The following is a 21,558-nucleotide window of genomic DNA, read 5'->3' as shown; positions in this document are numbered from 1 at the left end:
AATCATTCGTTCCCCCCACCCCGGAGACCGGCGCGTGACATACTGCGTACGCGCTCCGCATCCCCCGTCGGAGCGATGGACCGACGCCGGGCGGCTCCCCCCGTGGCTGCCCGGCGTCGTCCTGTCTTCGCCGCCGTGGCACGGGAGTTGACGCCCGCCACCCGCCCCGCCCGGTGCGCCTCTCCTGCCGCCGCCCTCGGAACGTAGGGTGAAGAGCGTGAACTCCCCGAACGTGCCGGACTCCGGCGACAGCGCCGTCATCTGCTCCGCCAAGGGCTGCCGTGCGCCCGCGGTATGGGTGCTGGCCTGGAACAACCCGAAGCTGCACACGCCCGAGCGCCGTAAGACCTGGCTCGCCTGTGAGGAGCACCGGGAGCATCTGTCGCAGTTCCTCGGCGTCCGCGGATTCCTCAAGGACGTGGTGACGCTGGAGGATTGGGAGTCCGCACAGCGCGACGGCTGAGTGCGCCGCGCGGCCCGGCGGGCGGCCGCGGGGGTCAGCCGCCGATCGCCGACATGGGGCGGTCCGGCTGGAGGAACGACGGGTCGTCCAGCCCCGACCCGGCCTTCTTGCCCGCCGTCGCGCGCTCCCAGATCCGGGCGAGGTCGTCGTCCGAGGCACCCGAGCGCAGGGCGGCGCGCAGATCGGTCTCCTCGGTGGCGAACAGGCAGGTCCGTATCTGGCCGTCGGCGGTCAGGCGGGTGCGGTCGCAGGCGTGGCAGAACGGGCGGGTGACCGACGCGATGACGCCGACGCGGTGCGGACCGCCGTCGACGATCCAGCGTTCGGCGGGGGCGGCGCCGCGCCGCTCCTCGCCCTCGGGGGTGAGGGTGAAGCGGGTGCGCAGCGAGGCGAGGATGTCTTCGGCGGTGATCATGCCGTCGCGCTGCCAGCCGTGCTGGGCGTCGAGCGGCATCTGCTCGATGAAGCGGAGTTCGTAGCCGTGCTCGACGGCCCAGGCCAGGAGGTCGGGGGCCTCGTCGTCGTTGCGGCCGGGCATCAGCACGGCGTTGATCTTGACGGGGGTGAGCCCGGCGGCGTGGGCGGCGGCCAGGCCGCGCAGCACGTCGGCGTGGCGCTTGCGGCGGGTCATCGCCTGGAAGACGTCCGGGCGGAGGGTGTCCAGGGAGACGTTGACGCGGTCGAGGCCGGCGTCGCGGAGGGCCTCGGCGGTGCGCTCCAGGCCGATGCCGTTGGTCGTCAGGGACATCCGGGGGCGGTTGTCGAGCCGGGCGACGCGGTCGATGATGCCGGTCAGCCCGGGGCGTAGCAGCGGCTCGCCGCCGGTGAAGCGGACCTCGTCGATGCCGAGGCGGTCGACGGCGAGGGTGATCAGGCGGACGATCTCGTCGTCGGTGAGCAGATCGGGCTTGGCGAGCCATTGCAGGCCCTCTTCGGGCATGCAGTACGTACACCGCAGATTGCAGCGATCCGTCACGGAAACGCGCAGGTCGGTGGCGACACGTCCGAAAGTGTCGATGAGCACGAGGCCCCTCCCCGGGTGCGGTCCGTGTGGTGTGCGGCGCTCCTTCGAGCCTACGCGATGGGGGTGACGGTGAGCAGTCGTGAGGTGCACCAGGCAGGGGGCGGGGCTTCGTAGATCTCTACGAGGCCCCGCCTCCGCGGGTGTTTCAGTGTGCTCCGGTGCCGGTCAGGGAACGGACCTCCAGTTCGGCGTACTTGTCGGCGTCCGGCTCCTCCGTGGAGAGCAGGGAGCCCAGCCAGCCGAGGAGGAAGCCCAGCGGGATGGAGATCAGGCCGGGGTTCTCCAGCGGGAAGAAGGCGAAGTCGGCGGCGGGGAACATCGAGGTCTCCTTGCCGGAGACGACGGGCGAGAAGAGGACCAGGAGGACGGAGGCGGTCAGTCCGCCGTAGCTGGACCAGAGGGCGCCCCGGGTGGTGAACCGTTTCCAGAAGAGGCTGTAGAGGAGGGTGGGGAGGTTGGCGGAGGCGGCGACGGCGAAGGCGAGGGCGACGAGTCCGGCGACGTTGAGGCCGCGGGCGAAGACGCCGAGGACGATGGCGACGGCGCCGATGCCGACGGTCGCCCAGCGGGCCGCGCCGACCTCCTCCTTCTCGGTGGCCTTCCCCTTGCGGATCACGTTGACGTAGATGTCGTGGGCGAACGACGAGGAGGAGGCGAGGGTGAGGCCCGCGACGACGGCGAGGATGGTGGCGAAGGCGACCGCGGAGATGACGGCGAGGAGGACCGCGCCGCCGGTGGAGCCGGCGCCGCCGCCGATGACCTCGGCGAGCTGCGGGGCGGCGGTGTTGCCCGCCTTGTTGGCGGCGGTGATCTCCGCCGGCTTGATGAGCGCGGCGGCGCCGAAGCCGAGGACGATGGTCATCAGGTAGAAGACGCCGATGATGCCGATCGCCCAGTTCACCGACTTCCGGGCCGCCTTGGCGGTGGGGACGGTGTAGAAGCGGATGAGGATGTGCGGCAGTCCGGCGGTGCCGAGGACCAGGGCGAGACCGAGGGAGATGAAGTCGGTCTTCGAGGTGGCGGTGGCGCCGTACTTGAGGCCCGGTTCCAGGAAGGCGGCGCCCTTGCCGCTGTTCTCGGCGGCGGCGCCGAGCAGCGTGGAGATGTTGAAGTGGAACTTCAGCATCACGAGGAACGTGATGAGCAGCGTCCCGGCGATCAGCAGGACCGCCTTGACCATCTGCACCCAGGTGGTGCCCTTCATCCCGCCGATGGTGACGTAGAGGATCATCACGATGCCGACGAGGACGACGACGAGGATCTTGCCCAACTCGCCGGTGATGCCGAGGAGCAGGGTGACGAGGGCGCCGGCGCCGGCCATCTGGGCGAGCAGGTAGAAGATCGAGACGACGATGGTGGAGGTCCCGGCGGCGGTGCGGACCGGGCGCTGGCGCATCCGGTAGGCGAGGACGTCGCCCATCGTGTAGCGGCCGGAGTTGCGCAGCGGTTCGGCGACCAGGAGCAGGGCGACGAGCCAGGCGACGAGGAAGCCGATGGAGTAGAGGAAGCCGTCGTAGCCGGAGAGGGCGATGGCCCCGGCGATGCCGAGGAAGGATGCGGCGGACATGTAGTCGCCGGAGATGGCGAGGCCGTTCTGGAAGCCGCTGAACTGCCGTCCCCCGGCGTAGAAGTCCTCGGCGTCCCGGGTCTGCCGCCCGGCCCACAGGGTGATGGCCAAGGTGGCGACGACGAAGAGGGCGAAGAGGCTGATGATCAGGGTGCGGTGTTCGCCCGCGCCACCGGCGGCGAGCGGCAGGGCGAGCGGGTGCGCGGCGGTCATGCGTCGCCCTCCAGACGGTTCCTGATGGCTTCGGCCTTCGGGTCGAGGCGCCTCGCGGCGCGGCGGGAGTACCACCAGGCGATGAGGAACGTCGTCAGGAACTGCGCGAGGCCCAGGACGAGGGCGACGTTGACGTTCCCGGCGACCTTGACCGCCATGAAGCCGCCCGCGTAGCTCGACAGCAGGACGTAGCCGAGGTACCAGAGGACGAAGGCGATCGTGAGGGGGAAGGCGAACGCGCGGTGGCCGCGGCGCAGTTCGCCGAATTCCGCGCTCTGCTGGACCTCGGTGTACGGGTGCGGTGGGCGGGCCGGGTCCGCGTCCGCGGCGGGTGGTGCGGTGGCGGCCGCGGGGCCGGGCGGTTCCTGCGGCACGGGGCCGGTGGGCGGTGCGCTGCTCACGGATTCTCCTGACGCGTGGTCCGGCGACGGACCCGTTGGTAAAGGGAAGGTAAGTGAGGTGGATCACGCATCGTAGAGGCGGTGCGGGTCCGGCGACAGGGGTTGTTCGTTGAAATTCGCACGGAATGGGGGCGTGCGGAGCGCGGCGGGCGCCGCCTCGGGGCAGGCGCGAGCCCCGGCCGGCGGCAGCCCCTCGGATGCCGCGTCCGCCGCTGGACAACAGGGCTCCGTGCGGCGGGCGTCGGTGCCCGGGCAGCGCTACGTACCGGGCGGGCCGGTGCGCGGCCCGCCCGGTACGGCGTGGACGGTCGGTGGGGTCAGACCTGGACCGGCTGCGCCGCGGCGGAGGCGGCCGGTGCCGTGTGCCCGGTGGCCCGCAGCAGGCCCATGGCCAGGGCGGACTGGGCGGCGATGTAGGTGAGCATGACCCAGAACTGCGGGGCGGGGGCCTGGGGCCAGTCGGCGATGCCGGTGGCGATGAGGGTGTCGGAGAGCAGGAAGAGCAGCCCGCCGGTGGCGGCGAGCGGCCCGATCCGCAGGGACCCGAAGGCCATAGCGGTCAGCAGCAGGCTGTACCCGGCGACCGGGCCCCGCAGGTCCGCCGGGAGGCCGGGCCAGAGCAGGGCGACGAGGGTGCCCCAGGCCAGCACGTACGCCCCGGCCGCGGCGGCGGTGCGGGCGCGGGCGGGTGCGGTGCCGCGCCGGGCGAAGAGGGCGAGGTAGCAGACGTGCCCGGCGGCGAACGCGGCCATGCCGAGCAGGAAGAGGAGGTCGCCGCCGATCTGCAGGAGGGTGTCGCCGCAGCAGCCGAGGAGCAGCGCGCCGGCCAGCAGCGGCGGGCCGCCCCGGGTGAGGGCGTACCCGGCGAGGACCGGCATCAGGGCCGGTTTGGTGGCCAGCACCGCGACGTCGGCGGCGGCATGGGCGCCGCTGCCGGATCCGGTGGCGGTACGGACGAGCAGCGCGACCAGGTGGACGGCGGCCAGCGCGGCGAAGACGGCGAGCAGCGCACGGGCGGCGCGGGGCCGGGGGCGCGTCGGGTTCACGCGGCACCTCTCTTGACGGTGGACGCGGTGGGGGACGCGGCGGAGGTGGACGGGTCGGGAGCGGCGCCGTCGGCCGGTGCGGTGCGTCCGGCGGGCACGGCGCCGCTCGCGGGAGCGCCCGTCCCGGGCCCGGCCGCGGCGGGCGCCGCCCCGGGGCGGGCGGCGGGCTGCCAGCCGGGACCGCGGAAGATCCGGCCCGCTCGTTCGCGCCAGCCGTCGGCGGCGCGGACGTCGCGGGCGATGGCGGCGTACTCGTGGGTGGCGACGCGCAGCGGGTTGTAGGTGGCGATGTTCTTGGTGAGGCCGTAGACGGGCCGTTCGCTCTCGCGGACGAAGGAGCCGAACATCCGGTCCCAGATGATCAGGATGCCGCCGTAGTTGCGGTCCAGGTAGCCGCCCTGGGAGGCGTGGTGCACCCGGTGATGGGAGGGCGTGTTCAGGACGAACTCCAGCGGACGGGGCAGGGTCCCTATCCGCTCGGTGTGCACCCAGAACTGGTAGACGAGGCTGACGCCGGAGCAGAAGGCGACGGCCGCCGGGTGGACGCCGAGGACGATCATCGGGAGGTAGAACGGCCAGGTGGTCCAGCTGGTCCAGGGCTGCCGCAGCGCGGTCGTGAGGTTGAACTTCCGGCTGGAGTGGTGGACCACGTGGCAGGCCCACAGGACGCGGATGACGTGGTGCCCGCGGTGCGACCAGTAGTAGAAGAAGTCCTGCAGCAGGAGCATCGGCAGCAGCGTCCACCACAGCACCGGGATCCGCAGCGGCGTCAGCGCGTAGACGGCGGAGTAGATCGCCACGATCGGGATCTTCCACAGGGCGTCGAAGAAGAGACTGCCCAGTCCCATGCCGACACTGGTGGCCGCGTCCTTGGCCTCGTAGCCCGCGGCGTCCTCGTCGGGGCGCAGCCGGTAGCTCACCACCTCGACGGCGGTGAGCAGGACGAAGGCGGGGACGGACCACAGCACGACATCGGGAAGGTGCGGCATGTCCGGCACGATAAGCGCGGTGACGGGGGTGCGGCTAGAGGTGGTTACCGAGAAGTACGTAAGACGGGGTGTCAGTTTCCGGGCCGGGGATACCGCCGGTAACGAACCGTCGGAAAAACCTCCCCCTTGGTGGCGATTCGCCCGTTTTTCGTTGTGATGGCCGCCGTTGGCGGGATACCCGCGCCGACGGGCGGGGTCCGGCCACCGGTCCGACGGCGGTGCGGTGGCTGTCAGTGGTGGCCCGTATCCTCAGGGACCATGCTCGAAGACCACACAGCAGCCGACCCGATCGCGCCGAGGATCGGGCAGCAGCCGGGCCCGCAGACCCCGCCGGTCCCCTGGCCGGACGCCTACCCCGACGGGTATGCCGTGGTCGACGTCGAGACCACCGGCCTCGCCCGGGACGACCGGATCATCTCCGCCGCCGTCTACCAGCTCGACGCCCGGGGCGAGTTCCAGGACCGCTGGTACACCCTCGTCAACCCGGAGCGCGACCCCGGTCCGGTGTGGATCCACGGTCTGACCAGCGAGGTGCTGGCCGATGCCCCGCTCTTCCCGGAGATCGTGCCCGAGCTGTCCCGGCGCCTCGAAGGCCGCGTCCTGGTCGCCCACAACGCCATGTTCGACTGGTCGATGATCGCCCGCGAGTACGCCCGCGCCACGGCGGTCGCCCCGGTCAGCCGCCGGCTGTGCACCATCGCCCTCTCCAAGGAGTTGGGCCTGCCGCTCGCCAACCACAAGCTGGAGACCCTCGCCGCCCACTACGGCGTGGTCCAGGAGCAGGCGCACCACGCGCTCGACGACGCCCGGGTGCTGGCCGAGACCTTCCAGCCGAGCCTGCGCCGCGCCGCCCGGGAGAACCTCCGGCTCCCGCTGCTCGCCTGCCAGCCGCTCACCGAGTGGTCCGACACCCCGGCGCCCCGGCGGTATCCGGGCGCCGCCGCCTCCTACCGCCCCACCTCCTGGCGCCCCGCCCGCAAGCGCCCGGCCTGCCCGTACCCCAACCCGGGGCGGTACGAGGCCGGCGGCAAGCTGGTGCAGGGGATGCGGGTGGCGTTCTCCGGGGACACCTCCGTCGACCGCGAGCTGCTGGAGGACCGTGCGATCGAGGCCGGGCTGCATGTGGCGACGAGCCTGTCGCGCCTGACCAGCCTGCTGGTGACCAACGACCCGGACGCCCAGACCTCCAAGACCGCCAAGGCCCGCACGTTCGGCACCACCGTCATCGACGAGGCGGCCTTCATGCAGCTCCTCCAGGACGTCCGGCCCGCCGCCGGGTGACGCGAGGCCGCCGGTCGGGTGCCGCTGCCCCGACCCGGCCCCGATGCCCTTGCCCCGCCCCGCCGCGGTCCGCACGATGCGGCCCATGACTCGTTGCGAGGTATGCGGAAACGACTACGACCTGGCCTTCTACGTGGAGACCAAGGACGGGGCACGGCACGTCTTCGACTCCTTCTCCTGCGCCATCCACCGCATGGCCCCGATCTGCGAGCACTGCCGGGTCCAGATCATCGGCCAGGGCGTCGAGGCCGCCGGGCAGTGGTTCTGCGGCGCGCACTGCGCCCGCGCCGCGGGGAGGCAGGGCATCGTCGACCGGGTCTGAGCCCGCCAACGCCCCGGGCGGCCCCGCCGCTCGGGGGCGTTCGCGCGCCAGGTACCGTCGAAGCCGTGTACCGCTTCCTGTTGTCCCGGCAGTGGGTGATCCTCACCCTCGTGGGCCTCGTCCTGATCCCGGTCATGGTCAAGCTGGGCTTCTGGCAGCTCCACCGCCATGAGCACCGGGTCGCGCAGAACCAGCTCATCGACCGCAGCCTCCACACGAAGCCGGTACCGGTCACCGAGCTGACCTCCCCCGGGCGCCCCCTGCCCCGCGCCGACATGTGGCGCCCGGTCACCGCCACCGGCACGTACGACACCGCGCACGAGGTCGTCGTCCGCCAGCGCACCGCCGCCGACGAGTCGACCATCGGCTACTACGTCCTCACCCCGCTCGACCTCGGCCACGGCGGGACGGTGCTGGTCAACCGCGGCTGGATCCCGGCCGGCGGCGACCTCACCAAGTTCCCGGACGTGCCCGCCGCCCCGCGCGGCACGGTCACCGTGACCGGCCGGATGATGGCCGACGAGACCACCGAGGGCAGCGGGATCAAGGACCGGCAGGGCCTGCCCGACCGGCAGGTCATGCTGATCAACAGCGCCCGGCAGACGAAGCTGCTGCACCGCCCGGTCCTCGCCGGATACATCGAGCAGACCGCGCCGAAGACCCCGCACAACAGCCCCGAGCTGGTCCCGGAGCCGGACCACGACAGCATCGGCCCGCACATGGCGTACGCCGTGCAGTGGTGGCTGTTCGCCGCGGCGGTGCCGGTCGGCTGGGTCGTCCTCGTCCGCCGGGAGCGCCGGGACCGGGCGGCCGCGGCGGCGGCCGGGACGGACGCGGCGGAGCCGGACACCACCGGGACGGAGCCGGACGCCACGGAATCCGGCACCACGGACGCCGGTGCGGCGGACGCCCCCGTAGCCCGGACGGCCGCCACCCCCGAATAGCGCCGCCGCCCGGCGGGAAAACCCGCTGGGTGCCCCCACGCATCGAGGACTACGCGCTCATCGGCGATCTGCAGACCGCCGCGCTCGTCGGCCGCGACGGGTCGATCGACTGGCTCTGTCTGCCGCGCTTCGACTCCGGCGCCTGCTTCGCCGCCCTCCTCGGCGACCGGGACAACGGCCACTGGCGGATGGCCCCCGTCCACCCCGACGCCCACGCCACCCGCTCCTACCGCGGCGACTCCCTCGTCCTCGACACCGTCTGGGACACCCCGGACGGCAGCGTCAAGGTCACCGACTTCATGCCGCAGCGCGACCGCGCCCCCGAGGTCGTCCGCATCGTCGAGGGAGTGACCGGCCGCGTCCCGATGCGCGGGGTGCTGCGGCTGCGGTTCGACTACGGCCGGGTCGTGCCGTGGATGCGCCGCGCCGAGGGCTGCCGGTCCGCGGTCGCCGGACCGGACGCCGTCTGGCTGCGCACCGAACCCCAGGTCACCACGTACGGCAAGGACTTCAGCACCCGCTCGGAGTTCACCGTCGCCCCCGGCGAGCGGTACGCCTCCGTCCTGACCTGGCACCCCTCGCACCACCCGCGCCCGCGGATCACCGACCCGTACGAGGCCCTCGACTGCACCCTCGACGACTGGCACGCGTGGTCGGCGCGGTGCCGCTACACCGGCCCGCACCGCGCCGCCGTCCTGCGGTCGCTGATCGTCCTCAAGGCGCTGACGTACGCCCCCACCGGCGGCATCGTCGCCGCGCCCACCACCTCGCTGCCCGAGGCGCTCGGCTCGATCCGCAACTGGGACTACCGCTACTGCTGGCTGCGCGACGCCTCGCTGACCCTCACCTCCCTGATCGGCGCGGGCTATCTCGACGAGGCGGCCGCCTGGCGGGACTGGCTGCTGCGCGCGGTCGCCGGCGCCCCCGAGGATCTGCAGATCATGTACGGCGTCGCGGGCGAGCGTCGGCTACCGGAGGCGGAACTGCCCTGGCTGTCCGGGTTCGCCGGCTCCGCGCCCGTCCGGCTCGGCAACGCCGCCGTCGACCAGCGGCAGCTCGATGTCTACGGCGAGGTGCTGGACGCCTTCCACGGCGCCCGCGTCGCCGGGCTGCCGTCCCAGCCGCACGCCTGGAACATCCAGCGGAAGCTGGTGGAGTACCTCGCCACCACCTGGCGCGAACCGGACGAGGGCCTGTGGGAGATCCGCGGCCCGCGCCGCCACTTCGTCCACTCCAAGGTCATGGCCTGGGTGGCGGTCGACCGCGCGGTCCGCACCCTCGAAGCCGTCCCCGGAACCCGCGGCGACCTGCGGCGCTGGCGGGAGCTGCGGGACACCATCCACCGCGAGGTCTGCGAACGCGGCTACGACGCGAGGCGCGCCACCTTCACCCAGTTCTACGGCTCCACCGCCCTGGACGCCGCGACCCTGCTCATCCCCCGCCTCGGCTTCCTGCCCGGCGACGACCCCCGCGTCATCGGCACCGTCGACGCGGTCCGCGCCTCGCTCACCCAGGACGGGCTGGTACGCCGCTACGCCACCGGCGACAGCGCGGCGGACGGCCTCCCCGGCGACGAGGGCGCGTTCCTCGCCTGCTCGTTCTGGCTCGCCGAGGCGCTCCATCTGACGGGCCGCCCGCGCGAGGCCCGCGACCTCTTCTCCCGCCTCCTCGCGCTCCGCAACGACGTCGGACTGCTCGCCGAGGAGTACGACCCGGAGGGCTGCCGGCAACTCGGCAACTTCCCGCAGGCGTTCAGCCACATCGGCCTCGTCGGAACCGCCTTCACGCTCTTCGGCGGGGCCGGGGCAGACTAGGGCCATGGATCTTGGACTCACCGACCGGACGTACCTCGTCACCGGAGCCACCCGCGGGCTCGGCCTCGCCACCGCCCGGGCGCTGACCGCCGACGGCGCGCGCGTCGTGCTGACCGGCCGCACCGCCCAGAGCGCCGCCGCGGCCGCCGCCGAACTGGGCGACCGGGCCGTGGGCGTCGCCGCCGACAACGCCGACCCGTCCACCCCCGAGCGGCTGATCGCCACCGCCCGCGAGCGTTTCGGGCGCCTCGACGGCATCCTCATCAGCGTCGGCGGCCCGCCGCCCGGCGTCTCCACCGACCTCACCGACGACCAGTGGCGCGAGGGCTTCGAGACCGTCTTCCTCGGCGCGGTCCGGCTGGCCCGCGCGGTCGCCACCGAGCTGGGCGAGGGCGGCGTCATCGGCTTCGTGCTCTCCGGTTCGGTGTACGAGCCGATCGGCGGGCTGGCGATCTCCAACGGGCTGCGCCCCGGGCTCGCCGGGTTCGCCAAGTCGCTCGCCGACGAGGTCGGGCCGCGCGGCATCCGGGTCGTCGGGGTGCTGCCCGGGCGGATCGCCACCGACCGGATGACCCAGCTCGACGCGGTCTCCGGCGACCCCGAGGCGAGCCGCGCCCGCAACTGCGCGACGATCCCGCTGGGCCGCTACGGCGAGCCCGACGAGTTCGGCCGCACCGCGGCGTTCCTGCTCTCCCCCGCCGCGTCGTATCTGACCGGCGTGATGGTGCCGGTGGACGGCGGGGCCCGGCGGGGATTCTGACGCGGCGACGGGACGGGCGGGCCGGACGCGGCCCGCCCCCTCGTACGTCCGGACCGGCCGCCTCAGCTCACCCGCTCCGCCCGGTGCCGCACCGCCCGCAGCCGGATCTCGGCGGGCAGCCGGGCCAGCCCCGTGGAGGTGCGGGCGTCCGCCACCGCCCCGTCCGACAGCCGCAGCAGGACGGCGCCGGGCTCGGCGTGCGGGGCGAGCGCCACCACGGTGCGCAGCTGCGGCGCGGTCCGGCGGCCGGACAGCAGCGCATCCGCCCGCTCCACCCCGTCCAGCGCCCCGGCCTCCACCGCCACCGCGTCCTCCAGCGCCCGGCCGCGGACCGCGGCACCCTCGCCGTCCCCGCTGTCGACCAGCAACTTCCCCAGCCTGCGCCGCCGGAGCTGCGCCAGCAGCCACCACAGGAGCAGCAGCACCACGACGGCGAGCGCGGCGATCACCACCGGCCACCACCAGCCGCGGTCGGTGAAGCGGGTGCGGTCCGCCGCGGACAGCAGCACCCCGTCGGCGCGCGTCCAGGGCCAGCCGTCCGGCAGCCTGAAGTGCCAGGCCGACGGCAGCCCGAGACCGGCCGTGAGCACCGCGGCGCCGCCGCCCAGCAACGCCGCGCCGGTCAGCCCCAGCAGTACGCGGTTGACGCCGCGCCGGACCCTGCGCATCCTCGCTCACCTCTTCTTCGGGCGGCGCACGCGGACCGAACGCCGCAACGGCCGGGCCAGCCCCAGCCCGTGCATCCCCTCGCCGATCGCCGCGTCGAGATCCGCCCGTACCCGGTCCGGCTCCCGGAAGTGCGAGACGGCCGCCACCTTCACCTTGCGGCGCCCGGCCGCCACCTTGACGGACTGGACACCGGACACCTCCATCGCCCGGTCCCGCAGCACCAGCGCGGCGGCCGCGCGGTCGAGACCGGCCCGGACGTCCGGGGTGGCGCGCCGCATCGGCAGCACCTTGCGCAGCCCGGGGGTGAGCGCCAGCACCAGCAGCCACAGGCCGCCCGCCATCGCCGCCGCGGCGCCGCCCAGCACCCAGGGGTCGTCGAGCGGGCGGGTGGCCAGTTCGTCGGCGAGGCGGCGGCGCCAGGCCATCGCGGGCCGGTCGGCGCGCACCGCCGCCACGTCGTAGAGCAGCAGCCCCGCCCCGGCCAGCGCGACCAGCGCCACCACGGCGGACGGGAGGCGGCGGGCGGACCAGAAGCGGCGCGCCCTGCCGTGGGCGGGAGGTGCCGGTGCCGGTGCGGGGCCGAGGTCGTCCGCCGGGGTCGCCGTGGCGCGGGTGTCGTCGCTCATCGCACGCGTTCCCGGTCCCGTGCGAGCGGCGAGTGCAGCCGCTCCACCTCGACCGCCACCTCGGACACCGCCATACCCGCCAGCTCCCGCACCCGCGCGGTGACCTGACGGCGCACCTCACCGCACCGGGCACCGATCGCGGTGGGATAGCCCAGTTCGACGGTGACCTGCACATGGGCCTCGCCGAACGGCAGCCGCCCGTCCCGCCGCCGGACGGTGACGGTCGCATGGGCGCCGGTGCGGGCGCCGTCGGCCGCGGCGCGCAGCGCCTCGCGGGCCGCCGCCGCGGCGATCTTCGCGACCACCCGGTCCGCGACGCGGGTGGCGCCCCGCTCCCCCGGCGCCACCTCGGCGACGGCCGCCGCACCGGGCGCCGTCGCTGCCGTCGCCACGCTCACCGCCGCCGGTCGTCGCGGGCCCGGGGCCGGAAGAAGTCCCCGGCCTCCAGGTCCCCGTCGAGGAACCGTCCGACGACGAACCCGATCGCGCCCAGCGCCGCCACCAGGACGAAGGCCCCGAAGCCGCCGAAGTACCCGGCGAAGCCCAGCGCCATTCCGGCCAGAAGACCGACCACGGCCATGTTCATCGTGCGCTCCTTCGCTGCCCGCTCCGGCCGAAGCCGCCGCCGGTCACGTCCGCCTACTGGAGCCGGGTCTCCGGCTCCTCGTCCTCGTCCTCCTCGTCGGGCAGCTTGACGTCGCTGACCGCGATGTTGACCTCGACGACCTCCAAGCCGGTCATCCGCTCCACGGCGGAGATCACGTTCTCCCGTACGTCGCGGGCCACCTCGGCGATGGCGACGCCGTACTCGACCACGATCTCCAGGTCGAGCGCGGTCTGCACCTCGCCGACCTCGGCCTTCACACCACGGGCGACGGGCGCGGAACGGGAGCCGCCGGGCACCCGGTCGCGGACCGCGCCGAGGGTGCGGGCCAGGCCGCTGCCCATGGCGTGGACGCCCACCACATCCCGGGCGGCGAGCCCGGCGATCTTCTCCACGACGCCGTCGGCGATGGTGGTCCGCCCACGGGAGGCGGGATCACCCCCGCCACGTTTACCGCCGGAGAGCTTCGCCTCCGACGCCCCGCTCACGGAGGGTTCGGTCCGGTTCCACTGTTCGTCCGCCATCGCCGATCGTCCCTTTCCTGGGGGAGACGTCACCGCTGTCCACCACGCTAGGGGCACCGGCCCGGAACCGCCCGGCCTGCTGCGGCAGCCGGGTTGCCGCACCGCGCCCCGGCCGCACCGCCCTGCCGTACGGACCCGGCTGCGGCAGGCTGGGAGGAGAGCCGGACGACGACCCTGGGGGCGATGCGGTGGCCGCGACGGAGTGGGCGCACCGGGTGCGCCGGGAGCTGGGGACCGGCCGGGTGCTGCCGCTGGGCCGCCCCCCGGCGGACGGTTGCTGGATCACCGAGGAGGCCGCGGCACGGGTGCTGCGGGCCCGCGCGGCCGCCCTGCCGGGGCTGCGTCTGGGCGCGTTGCGGATCGGGCTCGCGGACCACCGCGGCCTCCGCCCGCCGGAACCGGCGCCGCCCAGCGCGCTGCCGCCGGGCCCGCTGCGGATCACCGCGGACCTCACGGCGGCCCCGGACCGCCCGCTGCCCCGGACCGCCGAGGAGCTCCGCACCGCCCTGCTGGAGACCGCCGATCGCGCCCTCGGGCTCCCGGTGACGGCCGTGGACCTCCAGGTCACCGGCGTACTCGACCCCGCCGGGGCGGCGCACCGCGAGCGCCCGGCGCCGCCGGGGCCGGGCGTTGGGCTCAGCCCGCAGGAGTCGGGGGTGCCGGACCCGGTGACTGATGCGGTGCTGGCGGTGCCCGGCGTGGTGCGGCTCGCCGCCACGCTCGGCGGGACGTCCCGGCCGGTGCGGGAGACGCCGGGCGGGCTGCTGGTTCAGGTGGTAACCGGCGCCGGGCACCGGGCGTCGGAGGTCGCCCGGGCGGTACGCGCGGCGGCGGGCGCGGCCGGCACCCCGCCGATGGCCGTGGCGGTGCTGGTCACGGCCGTGGACGAGGGGTGAGACGGGACCGCCTGCGGCGCCGCCCGGAGCGGGGTACGGCGCCGCGGGCGGTCCGCGGGGTCATTCGCCGAGACCCGCCAGATCGTGCAGACGGCGGCCTTGGGCGGCCCGCTCGGCGGCGCGCTGCGCGTCCAGGTCACGGCCGACGGCGCCGGCCAGCAGCGCCTTGGTCTCGATGAGGGCGTCGCGCGGCGGGGCCAGCAGCGCGGTGACCAGGTCGGCGACCGCGGCGTCCAGCTCCTCGCCGGGGACGACGAGGTTGGCCAGGCCGATCCGGCCGGCCTCGTCGCCGTGGACGTAGCGCCCGGTGGCGCAGATCTCCAGCGCCCGGGCGTAGCCGATGAGGTGGACCAGCGGATGGGTGCCCGTCAGATCGGGCACCAGACCGAGGCTGGTCTCCCGCATCGCGAACTGCGCGTCCTCGGCACAGACCCGCAGGTCACAGGCGAGCGCCAGCTGGAAGCCGGCACCTATCGCATGGCCCTGGACGGCGGCGATCGACACCAGGTCGTTCCGCCGCCACCAGGTGAACGCCTCCTGGTACGAGGCGATGAGCGCGTCCATCTCGTGCTCCGGGCCGCGCGCCATGTCGAGGAACGACGGCTCGCCGTCGAATCCCTCGGGCGTGAACGCCTGCCGGTCGAGGCCCGCGGAGAAGGATTTGCCCTCGCCCCGCAGCACCACGACCCGGACGCTCCCCGGCAGCAGCGCGCCGACCTCGGCCAGCGCCCGCCACATGGCGGGCGACTGGGCGTTGCGCTTGGCCGCGCCTGTGAGGGTCACCGTGGCGAGCGTGTCGTCCACGGTGAGCCGCACACCGTCCTTGTCGAGCAGAGTCATCAGAATGCCTCCGAGTCAGCCGTCGCACACCAGCGTGCGTAAGTGACTGAACGGTAACCTCCCGGTCGTCTGCCCGACCGACCGGGGGAATCACCCGTCGGAGTCGCGGTCGTCAGGCCGAGGTGGCCTTCTTGCCCCTCGTTGCTCCGCCTCGACCGCGCAGGGACACACCGGATTCGCTGAGCATCCGGTGGACGAATCCATAGGAGCGACCGGTCTCTTCGGCCAGCGCCCGGATGCTTGCTCCGGAGTCGTACTTCTTCTTCAGGTCTGCCGCGAGCTTTTCGCGCGCGGCGCCGGTCACCCGGCTGCCCTTCTTCAGAGTCTCGGCCACCCGTGCCTCCTCGTGGGAAGTGCGCTCTGGACTCTCATGATCACCCCTCCTCGCGTTCCTGGCCACCCATTCGGCAAGGTCTGTGGCGAGGCGTCCGAGGCCGTCCGTGTCCGGACAATCTGGCCGAGGGCCTCCAACACCTACCGAAATCGCCGCGCCCTCCCCCACACCGCCCAGGAAACCGCAGGTCAGCAGGGGCGCGCCGGATATGACGGAAGCCGGGCCGCCAGGGCCCGGCTCCGTCTCGCAGGCTCGCCGGTGTACGAGCCGTTCTCACTCAGATGATGGATCACCCGTCGGCCGAATGATCGATGCGCGAACCTGGTGGCCCGCCGCGGGTCACGCCAGCGCGACGAGGTCCGCGTACTCCTGACCCCACAGGTCCTCGACGCCGTCCGGCAGCAGGATGATCCGCTCCGGCTCCAGGGCGTCCACCGCGCCCTCGTCGTGCGAGACGAGGACGACGGCGCCGGTGAAGGTGTGCAGCGCGCCGAGGATCTCCTCGCGGCTGGCCGGGTCGAGGTTGTTCGTCGGCTCGTCGAGCAGCAGGACATTGGCGGACGAGACGACCAGCGTGGCGAGCGCCAGACGGGTCTTCTCGCCGCCGGAGAGCACCCCCGCAGGCTTGTCGACGTCGTCGCCGGAGAACAGGAAGGAGCCCAGCGTCTTACGGATGGCGACGAGGTCCATGTCCGGGGCGGCGGAGCGCATGTTCTCCAGGACCGTGCGGTCCGGGTCGAGCGTCTCGTGCTCCTGCGCGTAGTAGCCGAGCTTGAGGCCGTGACCGGGGCGGACCTCGCCGGTGTCGGGGGTCTCCACGCCGGCCAGCAGCCGCAGCAGCGTGGTCTTGCCGGCGCCGTTCAGGCCCAGGATGACGACCCGGGAGCCCTTGTCGATGGCGAGATCGACGTCGGTGAAGATCTCCAGCGAGCCGTACGACTTCGACAGGCCCTCGGCGGTGAGCGGCGTCTTGCCGCACGGCGCGGGGTCGGGGAAGCGCAGCTTGGCGACCTTGTCGGCGGCGCGGACCTCTTCGAGGCCGGAGAGCAGACGCTCGGCGCGCTTGGCCATGTTCTGCGCGGCGACGGTCTTGGTGGCCTTGGCGCGCATCTTGTCGGCCTGCGAGTTGAGGGCCGCGGCCTTCTTCTCGGCGTTCTGCCGCTCACGGCGGCGGCGCCTCTCGTCGGCCTCGCGCTGCTGCTGGTAGAGCTTCCAGCCCATGTTGTAGACGTCGATGGTGGCGCGGTTGGCGTCGAGGTAGAAGACCTTGTTGACGACGGTCTCGACGAGGTCTTCGTCGTGGGAGATCACGATGAAGCCGCCGCGGTACGTCTTGAGGTAGTCGCGCAGCCAGACGATGGAGTCGGCGTCGAGGTGGTTGGTCGGCTCGTCGAGGAGCAGGGTGTCGGCGTCCGAGAAGAGGATCCGGGCCAGCTCGACGCGGCGGCGCTGACCACCGGAGAGGGTGTGCAGCGGCTGGGCGAGGATCCGGTCGGGCAGGCCCAGGCTGGCGGCGATGGTCGCGGCCTCCGCCTCGGCGGCGTAACCGCCCTTGGTCAGGAACTCCGTCTCCAGGCGCTCGTACTTGCGCATCGCCTTCTCCCGGGTGGCACCCTTGCCGTTCGCCATCCGGTCCTCGTTCTCCCGCATCTTGCGCAGAACGGTGTCCAGCTCACGGGCGGAGAGGATGCGGTCGCGGGCGAGGACGTCCATGTCGCCGGTGCGCGGGTCCTGCGGGAGGTAGCCGACCTCGCCGGAGCAGGTGACGGAACCGGCGGCGGGGATGCCCTCACCGGCCAGGACCTTGGTGAGGGTGGTCTTCCCGGCGCCGTTGCGGCCGACCAGGCCGACGCGGTCGCCCTTGGCGATGCGGAAAGAAGCGGAATCGATGAGAACGCGGGCGCCGGCGCGCAGCTCAAGGCCGGAAGCGGTGATCACGGAAAAACTCCAGGGCAGGGTGACGGCGGATTGGACGGACGGTCCGAGAGCGGTCTACGCCGTCTAATGAACCCAGAGGAGAACTGCCATGCGGGCAGTCTAACGGTGCCGCGCAACTGAATTCCCCGGCCATCGAAGGGCCCCAACCGGCCGGGAGCGGCCGTGCGGCGGCTCCTGTGCGGGTGACGGGCGCGGCCGCCGCGGGTGCGTTGTCAGTGGCCCCCGGCAGACTGTGAGGCAGATCTCACGGATGCCCGCGCGAGCAGCGCGCGGGGCCGTGCGGAACGGGACGCACGCTCCCGGGAGAGGCGGCCGTCATGGCGATCACCCCGCAGCCCCCCACGCTCTTCCCCACCCTCCTCTACCGCGACGCCCAGGCGGCGATCCGCCAGCTCACCGAGGCTTTCGGCTTCACCAGGGAGGCGGTGTACGAGGGCGAGGACGGCACCGTCGTGCACGCCGAGCTGTCGTACGGCAACGGACGGGTCATGCTCGGCTCCAAGGGGCACGGCGGCACCTTCGACGCGGCGATGGCCGACGCCGGTCCGAGCGGCGTCTACGTCGTGGTCGAGGACGTGGACGCCCATCACGACCGGGCACGCGACGCCGGGGTGGAGATCCTGATGGCACCCCGCGACCAGGAGTACGGCTCCCGCGACTACCTGGCGCGCGACGCCGAGGGCAATGTCTGGAGCTTCGGGACGTATGCACCGGGGGCGGGCGGATGACCCGACGCTTCCGGGGGGCGGCCGCGGGCCGCCGGGCCGCGGTGGCCCGGCGGCTGCCGGGTCAGACGCCGCCGGTGTGCACCTGGAACGCCGCCCGGCGGACGGCCTTGGCCAGCGCCGGGTCGGGGTGGGCCGCGGCGAGCGCCACCAGGACCTGGACGGTGCGCGGATGGCCCACCGCACGTACCTCTTCGAGGAGGCGCGGGACGGAGCCCTGGACCGCCGAGTCCAGGTGGCGGATGAGCAGCTGGCTCTCGCCGTGGTCGGCGACGGCCGCGGCGGTGTCCACCCACAGCCAGGTCGACTCCTCGCGGGTGAGCACGTCGGGGGCGTTCTCCGGGTCGCCGCCCTCGTGCTCGAAGAGCCACAGCAGGACGTACGGGCGCAGCGCCGCCTCGTCGGCGGCCGCGCGGACGGCGGCCTCGGCCGGGGCGCCGACGGCGCGCAGCGCCTCGAAGGCCAGCCCGCGCAGCAGCGCGTCCTCGCCGCGCGCCACGGTCAGCAGCTCCTCGACGGCCGAGCCGACCGAGCGGGCCGCGAGCCAGGCGCGGTACTCCGCACGGGCCGGGCCCGGGGTGAGCCGGGCGCAGCCGCGGAGCATGGCGGCGGCGGTCTGCTCGATGTTGCCCGCCGGGCTCTGCGCCGCGACGCAGATCTGCTCCAGCTTGACCCACACCGACCAGTGGCCCAGCGGCGTCAGCTGCGCCTCGCGGGCGTCGTCGCCGCCGTCCGGGGCGGGGGCCGCGCCGTCGGCGGGCTCCAGCGCGCCGACCGTGGTCAGTGCGGCGAGCGCCCAGTCCAGCAGGGCGGTGAGCGGGGCCTGGGCCTCCTCCGGGTCGCCGTCCGCGGACTCGCTGCGGGGGCCGTACGGCACCTCGCAGCGCTCGGTGCGCAGTTCGGCGACGCGCTGTTCGAGCATGTCCAGGAGCGCCCGCAGCCGCACCGGACCGGCCGAGAGATGGAGCAGCGACAGCAGCTGCGGTACGGCCTCGACGACCTCGCCGACGATGGCGGGCCCGGCGCCGTCCGGGTACGGCAGCGCCAGCGACCAGGCGTCGAAGAGGGCGACCCAGCCGCGGAGGGCGGCGGTGTCGTCGCGGTCCCAGGCGCGCAGCCGCCAGCCGGCGCGGGCCAGCCCGCCGTGCAGCTCGATCAGTCCGGCGAGGCGGGCGCGGTCCCAGTCGGCGCGCACCTGGGCGGCGGGCAGGCCGAGGGCCTCGGCGGCGCGGTCCACGTCGGCCGCCGGGAGGGCGCCGTCGCGTCCGGCCCGTAGTCCGTCACCGGCGCCGTCGGCCCAGTGGGCCAGCCGGGCCGCGCCCGAGAGTGCGGCGCGGGCCTGGCGGGCCAGTTCCGCGGGCGGCGGGGTGCCCTCGGGCGGGCGTGGGGCCGGACGGGCGGCCCGGGTGCTCACCGCCCGGCGGGCGGCGGCAATCGGTTGCCTGGGGACGAGTCGGAGCCGGGAGTCGCGCGGAGTACGGGACGTCACAGGAGCAGTCTTGCCGCTGACGGCCCGAAAACCCAATCGGACGGCAGGAAAAGGCCCGCTCAGCGGGGTTCATCCAGGCGACCCATCACGGTTGTGGGGAGTTGTCCCCCTGTACGCCTGCGCGCCGTGCTTTCCCGAACGCGTGCGGAGCGGGGCGTACCGCCGGGAGCGGTCACATCAGTGGGGTCAGGAAGCGGCGCAGCGCCTCCTCGTAGGCGGCGGGGGCGGCGTTCCACATGGCGGCGTGCGGGGCGTGCGGCACCGGGTGGAGGGTGACGAGATCCGGGCGGCGCGCGGCGAGGGCGCGGGAGGCGGCCCAGGGGGCGAGGGTGTCGTCCGGGCCGTGGAAGAGGAGGGTGGGGACGGTGAGGGTGTCCGGGTCGACGGCGTCGCCGGGGCGGTCGACGGGGAGTCCGGTGTGGCCCTCGGCGGCGCGGACCGCGAGCGGCAGCAGGGCCCGCGGGACGTGCCGGGCGGCGGCCAGGGCGCGGACGGTGGCGTGCCGGTCGAGGATCGGCGAGTCCAGGACGAGGCCGCGGATGCGGTCGCGCATACCGGAGCGGGCGGCGGCGCGCAGCGCCATGGTGGCCCCGGCGGACCAGCCGTGCAGGACGACGTCGCGGGCGCCGTAGCGGACGGCGTAGCGGATCGCGGCGTCCAGGTCGCGCCATTCGGAGTCGCCGAGGTGGTGCAGCCGGTCCGGGGTCTGCGGGGCGCCCGCGTCGTTGCGGTAGGCGAGGCCGAGGACGGGCAGCCGGTGGCGGTGGAGGAACGGCATGACGACCATCGGGTGTTCGCGGGTGGTGCCGATGCCGTGCACGGTGATCACCCAGGTGTCGCGCACGCCCGGCAGGAACCACGCGGGCAGCGGCCCGAGTTCACCGGGGACGTCGACGTCGGCGCAGGTCAGGCCGAAGGCGTCGCGGGGGTTTCCGGCGTACACCTGCGGGGTGATGCGCACCCGGGTGCCGGGCGGGAGGGTGCCGTGGGTGATCCGCTCCAGGCGGCGTACGACGGTGTCGGCGGCGTGCGGGGCGTGCTCCACCACCGGGCCGACGATCGCATGGCAGCCGGGGCCGGCGAGTCCGTAGGTGCCGGGGCGCAGCGATGCCAGGCTGCGGGTGAGGGTGACCGTGTCGTCGCCGGTGGCGTGGACGGTCAGGCGGGCGTCCCCGGGGAACGGCACCTGGGGGGAGGGCCGGAGGGCGACGCCTCCGGCGTACCGGCCGGCCGCCACCGCGGCCGCCCCGGCACCGATCACGGTGGTGGCGGCCGCAGCCGCCGCAGTAGCCAGACGCACCTCTTCAGTGTGGGGCGGGGCGCCGGGGGCGGCCAGCGGGCGGGGCGGGCGGGTGACGCCCGGGGCTCAGCGGGTGTCCTCCCGGTGGCGTCCGTAGCCGCGCAGGCGGGTGGCGGTCTCGGCGAGGTCGGCGGTGGTCAGGAGGGAGGGGGTGCGGCCGGGGACGGATGAGGCGAGGAGCCAGACCCGGCACATCCACTCCAGTTGGGCGGTGCGGTCCAGTGCCTGGTCGAGGGTGGCGCCGTGGGCGAGCGTGCCGTGGTGGGCGAGGAGGCAGGCGGTGCGGTCGCGCAGCGCCGCGAGGGCGTGGTCGGCCAGTTCGTCGCTGCCGTAGGGGGCGTAGGGGGCGACGCGGACGGGCCCGCCGAGGGCGGCGGTCATGTAGTGGACCGGTGGGAGTTCGTCGACGAGCACGGAGACGGCGGTGGCGTGCGGGGCGTGGGTGTGGACGAGGGCGGTGGCGTCGGTGGCGCGGTAGACGGCGAGGTGCATGGGGAGTTCGCTGGTGGGCGGGAGGGAGCCCGCGCACTGCCGGCCGTCGAGGTCGACGGCGGTGAGGTCGCCGGGGCCGAGGCGGTCGTAGGGGACGCCGCTGGGGGTGACGAGGACGGTGTCGCCGACGCGGGCCGAGACGTTGCCGGAGGTGCCGACGACGAGGCCGTCGGCGACGGTGCGGCGGGCGGCGGCGACGACGTCCGCCCAGGCCGCCGCGAGCGCGTCGGCGCCGGGCCGGTCCGGGTGCGGGGCGGGAGCGCCGGTACGGGTCACGGGTTCCTCCGGGTCGTGGAC

At 74.2% G+C, this 21,558-nt stretch carries 24 protein-coding genes; 8 read left to right on the top strand and 16 right to left on the bottom strand.

Annotated features, from left to right (window positions below):
* The first annotated feature begins 217 nt into the window (after positions 1-217).
* Positions 218-463: a hypothetical protein gene (locus ACZ4U4_RS21030; protein WP_467876394.1), complete on the top strand. Its 246-nt coding sequence runs from the start codon at positions 218-220 to the stop codon at positions 461-463.
* A 34-nt stretch (positions 464-497) separates the two neighbouring features.
* Here ACZ4U4_RS21030 and moaA read toward each other — a convergent pair whose 3' ends face one another.
* The 5 genes from moaA to ACZ4U4_RS21005 all read right to left on the bottom strand — a co-directional run bounded on the left by moaA (position 498) and on the right by ACZ4U4_RS21005 (position 5,703).
* Complete coding sequence (moaA, locus tag ACZ4U4_RS21025) at positions 498-1,487, bottom strand: GTP 3',8-cyclase MoaA (protein ID WP_467876392.1); 990 nt, start codon at positions 1,485-1,487, stop codon at positions 498-500.
* 145 nt (positions 1,488-1,632) lie between these two features.
* Complete coding sequence (locus tag ACZ4U4_RS21020; protein WP_467876391.1) at positions 1,633-3,267, bottom strand: solute symporter family protein; 1,635 nt, start codon at positions 3,265-3,267, stop codon at positions 1,633-1,635.
* A complete protein-coding gene (locus tag ACZ4U4_RS21015; protein ID WP_467876389.1) occupies positions 3,264-3,668 on the bottom strand; it encodes a DUF485 domain-containing protein in 405 nt (134 codons plus the stop codon). Before ACZ4U4_RS21015 ends, ACZ4U4_RS21020 begins: the two co-directional genes overlap by 4 nt.
* A gap of 317 nt (positions 3,669-3,985) precedes the next feature.
* Positions 3,986-4,714 carry a lysoplasmalogenase gene (locus ACZ4U4_RS21010; RefSeq protein ID WP_467876386.1) on the bottom strand — a complete coding sequence of 243 codons (729 nt, stop codon included), beginning with the start codon at positions 4,712-4,714 and terminating at the stop codon, positions 3,986-3,988.
* Positions 4,711-5,703, bottom strand: a complete 993-nt coding sequence (locus ACZ4U4_RS21005; protein ID WP_467876383.1) for a sterol desaturase family protein — start codon at positions 5,701-5,703, stop codon at positions 4,711-4,713. Before ACZ4U4_RS21005 ends, ACZ4U4_RS21010 begins: the two co-directional genes overlap by 4 nt.
* A gap of 258 nt (positions 5,704-5,961) precedes the next feature.
* Between ACZ4U4_RS21005 and ACZ4U4_RS21000 the strand changes: the two genes are divergently transcribed.
* From ACZ4U4_RS21000 to ACZ4U4_RS20980, 5 genes are all read left to right on the top strand, one after another.
* The gene (locus ACZ4U4_RS21000; protein WP_467876380.1) at positions 5,962-6,984 is read left to right on the top strand and encodes a DEDDh family exonuclease; all 1,023 of its coding nucleotides are present in this window, start codon (positions 5,962-5,964) and stop codon (positions 6,982-6,984) included.
* Positions 6,985-7,069: 85 nt separating this feature from the next.
* Complete coding sequence (locus tag ACZ4U4_RS20995) at positions 7,070-7,306, top strand: hypothetical protein (RefSeq protein WP_467876377.1); 237 nt, start codon at positions 7,070-7,072, stop codon at positions 7,304-7,306.
* Between the two features lie 65 nt (positions 7,307-7,371).
* A complete protein-coding gene (locus ACZ4U4_RS20990) occupies positions 7,372-8,250 on the top strand; it encodes an SURF1 family cytochrome oxidase biogenesis protein (RefSeq protein ID WP_467876374.1) in 879 nt (292 codons plus the stop codon).
* A gap of 29 nt (positions 8,251-8,279) precedes the next feature.
* The gene (locus ACZ4U4_RS20985; RefSeq protein WP_467876371.1) at positions 8,280-10,064 is read left to right on the top strand and encodes a glycoside hydrolase family 15 protein; all 1,785 of its coding nucleotides are present in this window, start codon (positions 8,280-8,282) and stop codon (positions 10,062-10,064) included.
* A 4-nt stretch (positions 10,065-10,068) separates the two neighbouring features.
* A complete protein-coding gene (locus ACZ4U4_RS20980; RefSeq protein WP_467876368.1) occupies positions 10,069-10,824 on the top strand; it encodes an SDR family oxidoreductase in 756 nt (251 codons plus the stop codon).
* Positions 10,825-10,886: 62 nt separating this feature from the next.
* On the opposite strand, the gene amaP is transcribed toward ACZ4U4_RS20980, so the two are convergent.
* From amaP to ACZ4U4_RS20955, 5 genes are read right to left on the bottom strand one after another with little or no spacing between them, the layout of a single operon-like run.
* Positions 10,887-11,492, bottom strand: a complete 606-nt coding sequence (amaP, locus tag ACZ4U4_RS20975; protein WP_467876364.1) for an alkaline shock response membrane anchor protein AmaP — start codon at positions 11,490-11,492, stop codon at positions 10,887-10,889.
* Positions 11,493-11,498: 6 nt separating this feature from the next.
* Positions 11,499-12,119 carry a DUF6286 domain-containing protein gene (locus tag ACZ4U4_RS20970; protein ID WP_467876362.1) on the bottom strand — a complete coding sequence of 207 codons (621 nt, stop codon included), beginning with the start codon at positions 12,117-12,119 and terminating at the stop codon, positions 11,499-11,501.
* Positions 12,116-12,511 (bottom strand): Asp23/Gls24 family envelope stress response protein, encoded by a 396-nt coding sequence (locus ACZ4U4_RS20965; RefSeq protein WP_467876359.1) that lies wholly within the window; start codon positions 12,509-12,511, stop codon positions 12,116-12,118. The genes ACZ4U4_RS20970 and ACZ4U4_RS20965 overlap by 4 nt, the downstream gene beginning before the upstream one ends.
* Before the next feature lie 2 nt (positions 12,512-12,513).
* A complete protein-coding gene (locus ACZ4U4_RS20960) occupies positions 12,514-12,705 on the bottom strand; it encodes a hypothetical protein (RefSeq protein ID WP_467876356.1) in 192 nt (63 codons plus the stop codon).
* A gap of 53 nt (positions 12,706-12,758) precedes the next feature.
* Complete coding sequence (locus ACZ4U4_RS20955) at positions 12,759-13,247, bottom strand: Asp23/Gls24 family envelope stress response protein (RefSeq protein WP_467876353.1); 489 nt, start codon at positions 13,245-13,247, stop codon at positions 12,759-12,761.
* Positions 13,248-13,435: 188 nt separating this feature from the next.
* On the opposite strand from ACZ4U4_RS20955, the gene ACZ4U4_RS20950 reads away from it, so the two are divergent.
* Positions 13,436-14,143 (top strand): hypothetical protein, encoded by a 708-nt coding sequence (locus ACZ4U4_RS20950; RefSeq protein WP_467876350.1) that lies wholly within the window; start codon positions 13,436-13,438, stop codon positions 14,141-14,143.
* A gap of 60 nt (positions 14,144-14,203) precedes the next feature.
* Here the strand turns inward: ACZ4U4_RS20950 and ACZ4U4_RS20945 are convergent, their stop codons facing one another.
* The 3 genes from ACZ4U4_RS20945 to ACZ4U4_RS20935 form a co-directional block, all read right to left on the bottom strand.
* Positions 14,204-14,983 carry an enoyl-CoA hydratase/isomerase family protein gene (locus ACZ4U4_RS20945; protein ID WP_467876347.1) on the bottom strand — a complete coding sequence of 260 codons (780 nt, stop codon included), beginning with the start codon at positions 14,981-14,983 and terminating at the stop codon, positions 14,204-14,206.
* 112 nt (positions 14,984-15,095) lie between these two features.
* The gene (locus ACZ4U4_RS20940) at positions 15,096-15,317 is read right to left on the bottom strand and encodes a helix-turn-helix domain-containing protein (RefSeq protein ID WP_030283073.1); all 222 of its coding nucleotides are present in this window, start codon (positions 15,315-15,317) and stop codon (positions 15,096-15,098) included.
* Positions 15,318-15,656: 339 nt separating this feature from the next.
* Positions 15,657-17,255, bottom strand: coding sequence for an ABC-F family ATP-binding cassette domain-containing protein (locus ACZ4U4_RS20935; RefSeq protein ID WP_467876343.1), 1,599 nt, complete (start codon positions 17,253-17,255; stop codon positions 15,657-15,659).
* 317 nt (positions 17,256-17,572) lie between these two features.
* Between ACZ4U4_RS20935 and ACZ4U4_RS20930 the strand changes: the two genes are divergently transcribed.
* Positions 17,573-17,983, top strand: a complete 411-nt coding sequence (locus ACZ4U4_RS20930; protein WP_467876340.1) for a VOC family protein — start codon at positions 17,573-17,575, stop codon at positions 17,981-17,983.
* Positions 17,984-18,044: 61 nt separating this feature from the next.
* Here the strand turns inward: ACZ4U4_RS20930 and ACZ4U4_RS20925 are convergent, their stop codons facing one another.
* The 3 genes from ACZ4U4_RS20925 to ACZ4U4_RS20915 all read right to left on the bottom strand — a co-directional run bounded on the left by ACZ4U4_RS20925 (position 18,045) and on the right by ACZ4U4_RS20915 (position 21,537).
* A complete protein-coding gene (locus ACZ4U4_RS20925; RefSeq protein ID WP_467876337.1) occupies positions 18,045-19,469 on the bottom strand; it encodes a hypothetical protein in 1,425 nt (474 codons plus the stop codon).
* A 172-nt stretch (positions 19,470-19,641) separates the two neighbouring features.
* On the bottom strand, positions 19,642-20,769 hold the full coding sequence (locus ACZ4U4_RS20920) for an alpha/beta hydrolase (RefSeq protein ID WP_467876334.1): 1,128 nt from the start codon (positions 20,767-20,769) through the stop codon (positions 19,642-19,644).
* A 66-nt stretch (positions 20,770-20,835) separates the two neighbouring features.
* Positions 20,836-21,537: a class II aldolase/adducin family protein gene (locus ACZ4U4_RS20915; RefSeq protein ID WP_467876332.1), complete on the bottom strand. Its 702-nt coding sequence runs from the start codon at positions 21,535-21,537 to the stop codon at positions 20,836-20,838.
* Between the last annotated feature and the right edge of the window lie 21 nt (positions 21,538-21,558).

It is taken from the genome of Streptomyces sp. NPDC029159 (assembly GCF_055564055.1).
This window is presented reverse-complemented; position numbering and strand designations above follow the sequence as displayed.

What these genes read in the sequence shown, in the direction of transcription:
- ACZ4U4_RS21020 (WP_467876391.1), bottom strand. Translation starts at nt 3,267, where the DNA reads ATGACCGCCGCGCACCCGCTCGCCCTGCCGCTCGCCGCCGGTGGCGCG.
- ACZ4U4_RS21005 (WP_467876383.1), bottom strand. Translation starts at nt 5,703, where the DNA reads ATGCCGCACCTTCCCGATGTCGTGCTGTGGTCCGTCCCCGCCTTCGTC.
- ACZ4U4_RS21000 (WP_467876380.1), top strand. Translation starts at nt 5,962, where the DNA reads ATGCTCGAAGACCACACAGCAGCCGACCCGATCGCGCCGAGGATCGGG.
- ACZ4U4_RS20995 (WP_467876377.1), top strand. Translation starts at nt 7,070, where the DNA reads ATGACTCGTTGCGAGGTATGCGGAAACGACTACGACCTGGCCTTCTAC.
- ACZ4U4_RS20980 (WP_467876368.1), top strand. Translation starts at nt 10,069, where the DNA reads ATGGATCTTGGACTCACCGACCGGACGTACCTCGTCACCGGAGCCACC.
- amaP (WP_467876364.1), bottom strand. Translation starts at nt 11,492, where the DNA reads ATGCGCAGGGTCCGGCGCGGCGTCAACCGCGTACTGCTGGGGCTGACC.
- ACZ4U4_RS20970 (WP_467876362.1), bottom strand. Translation starts at nt 12,119, where the DNA reads ATGAGCGACGACACCCGCGCCACGGCGACCCCGGCGGACGACCTCGGC.
- ACZ4U4_RS20960 (WP_467876356.1), bottom strand. Translation starts at nt 12,705, where the DNA reads ATGAACATGGCCGTGGTCGGTCTTCTGGCCGGAATGGCGCTGGGCTTC.
- ACZ4U4_RS20955 (WP_467876353.1), bottom strand. Translation starts at nt 13,247, where the DNA reads ATGGCGGACGAACAGTGGAACCGGACCGAACCCTCCGTGAGCGGGGCG.
- ACZ4U4_RS20945 (WP_467876347.1), bottom strand. Translation starts at nt 14,983, where the DNA reads ATGACTCTGCTCGACAAGGACGGTGTGCGGCTCACCGTGGACGACACG.
- ACZ4U4_RS20930 (WP_467876340.1), top strand. Translation starts at nt 17,573, where the DNA reads ATGGCGATCACCCCGCAGCCCCCCACGCTCTTCCCCACCCTCCTCTAC.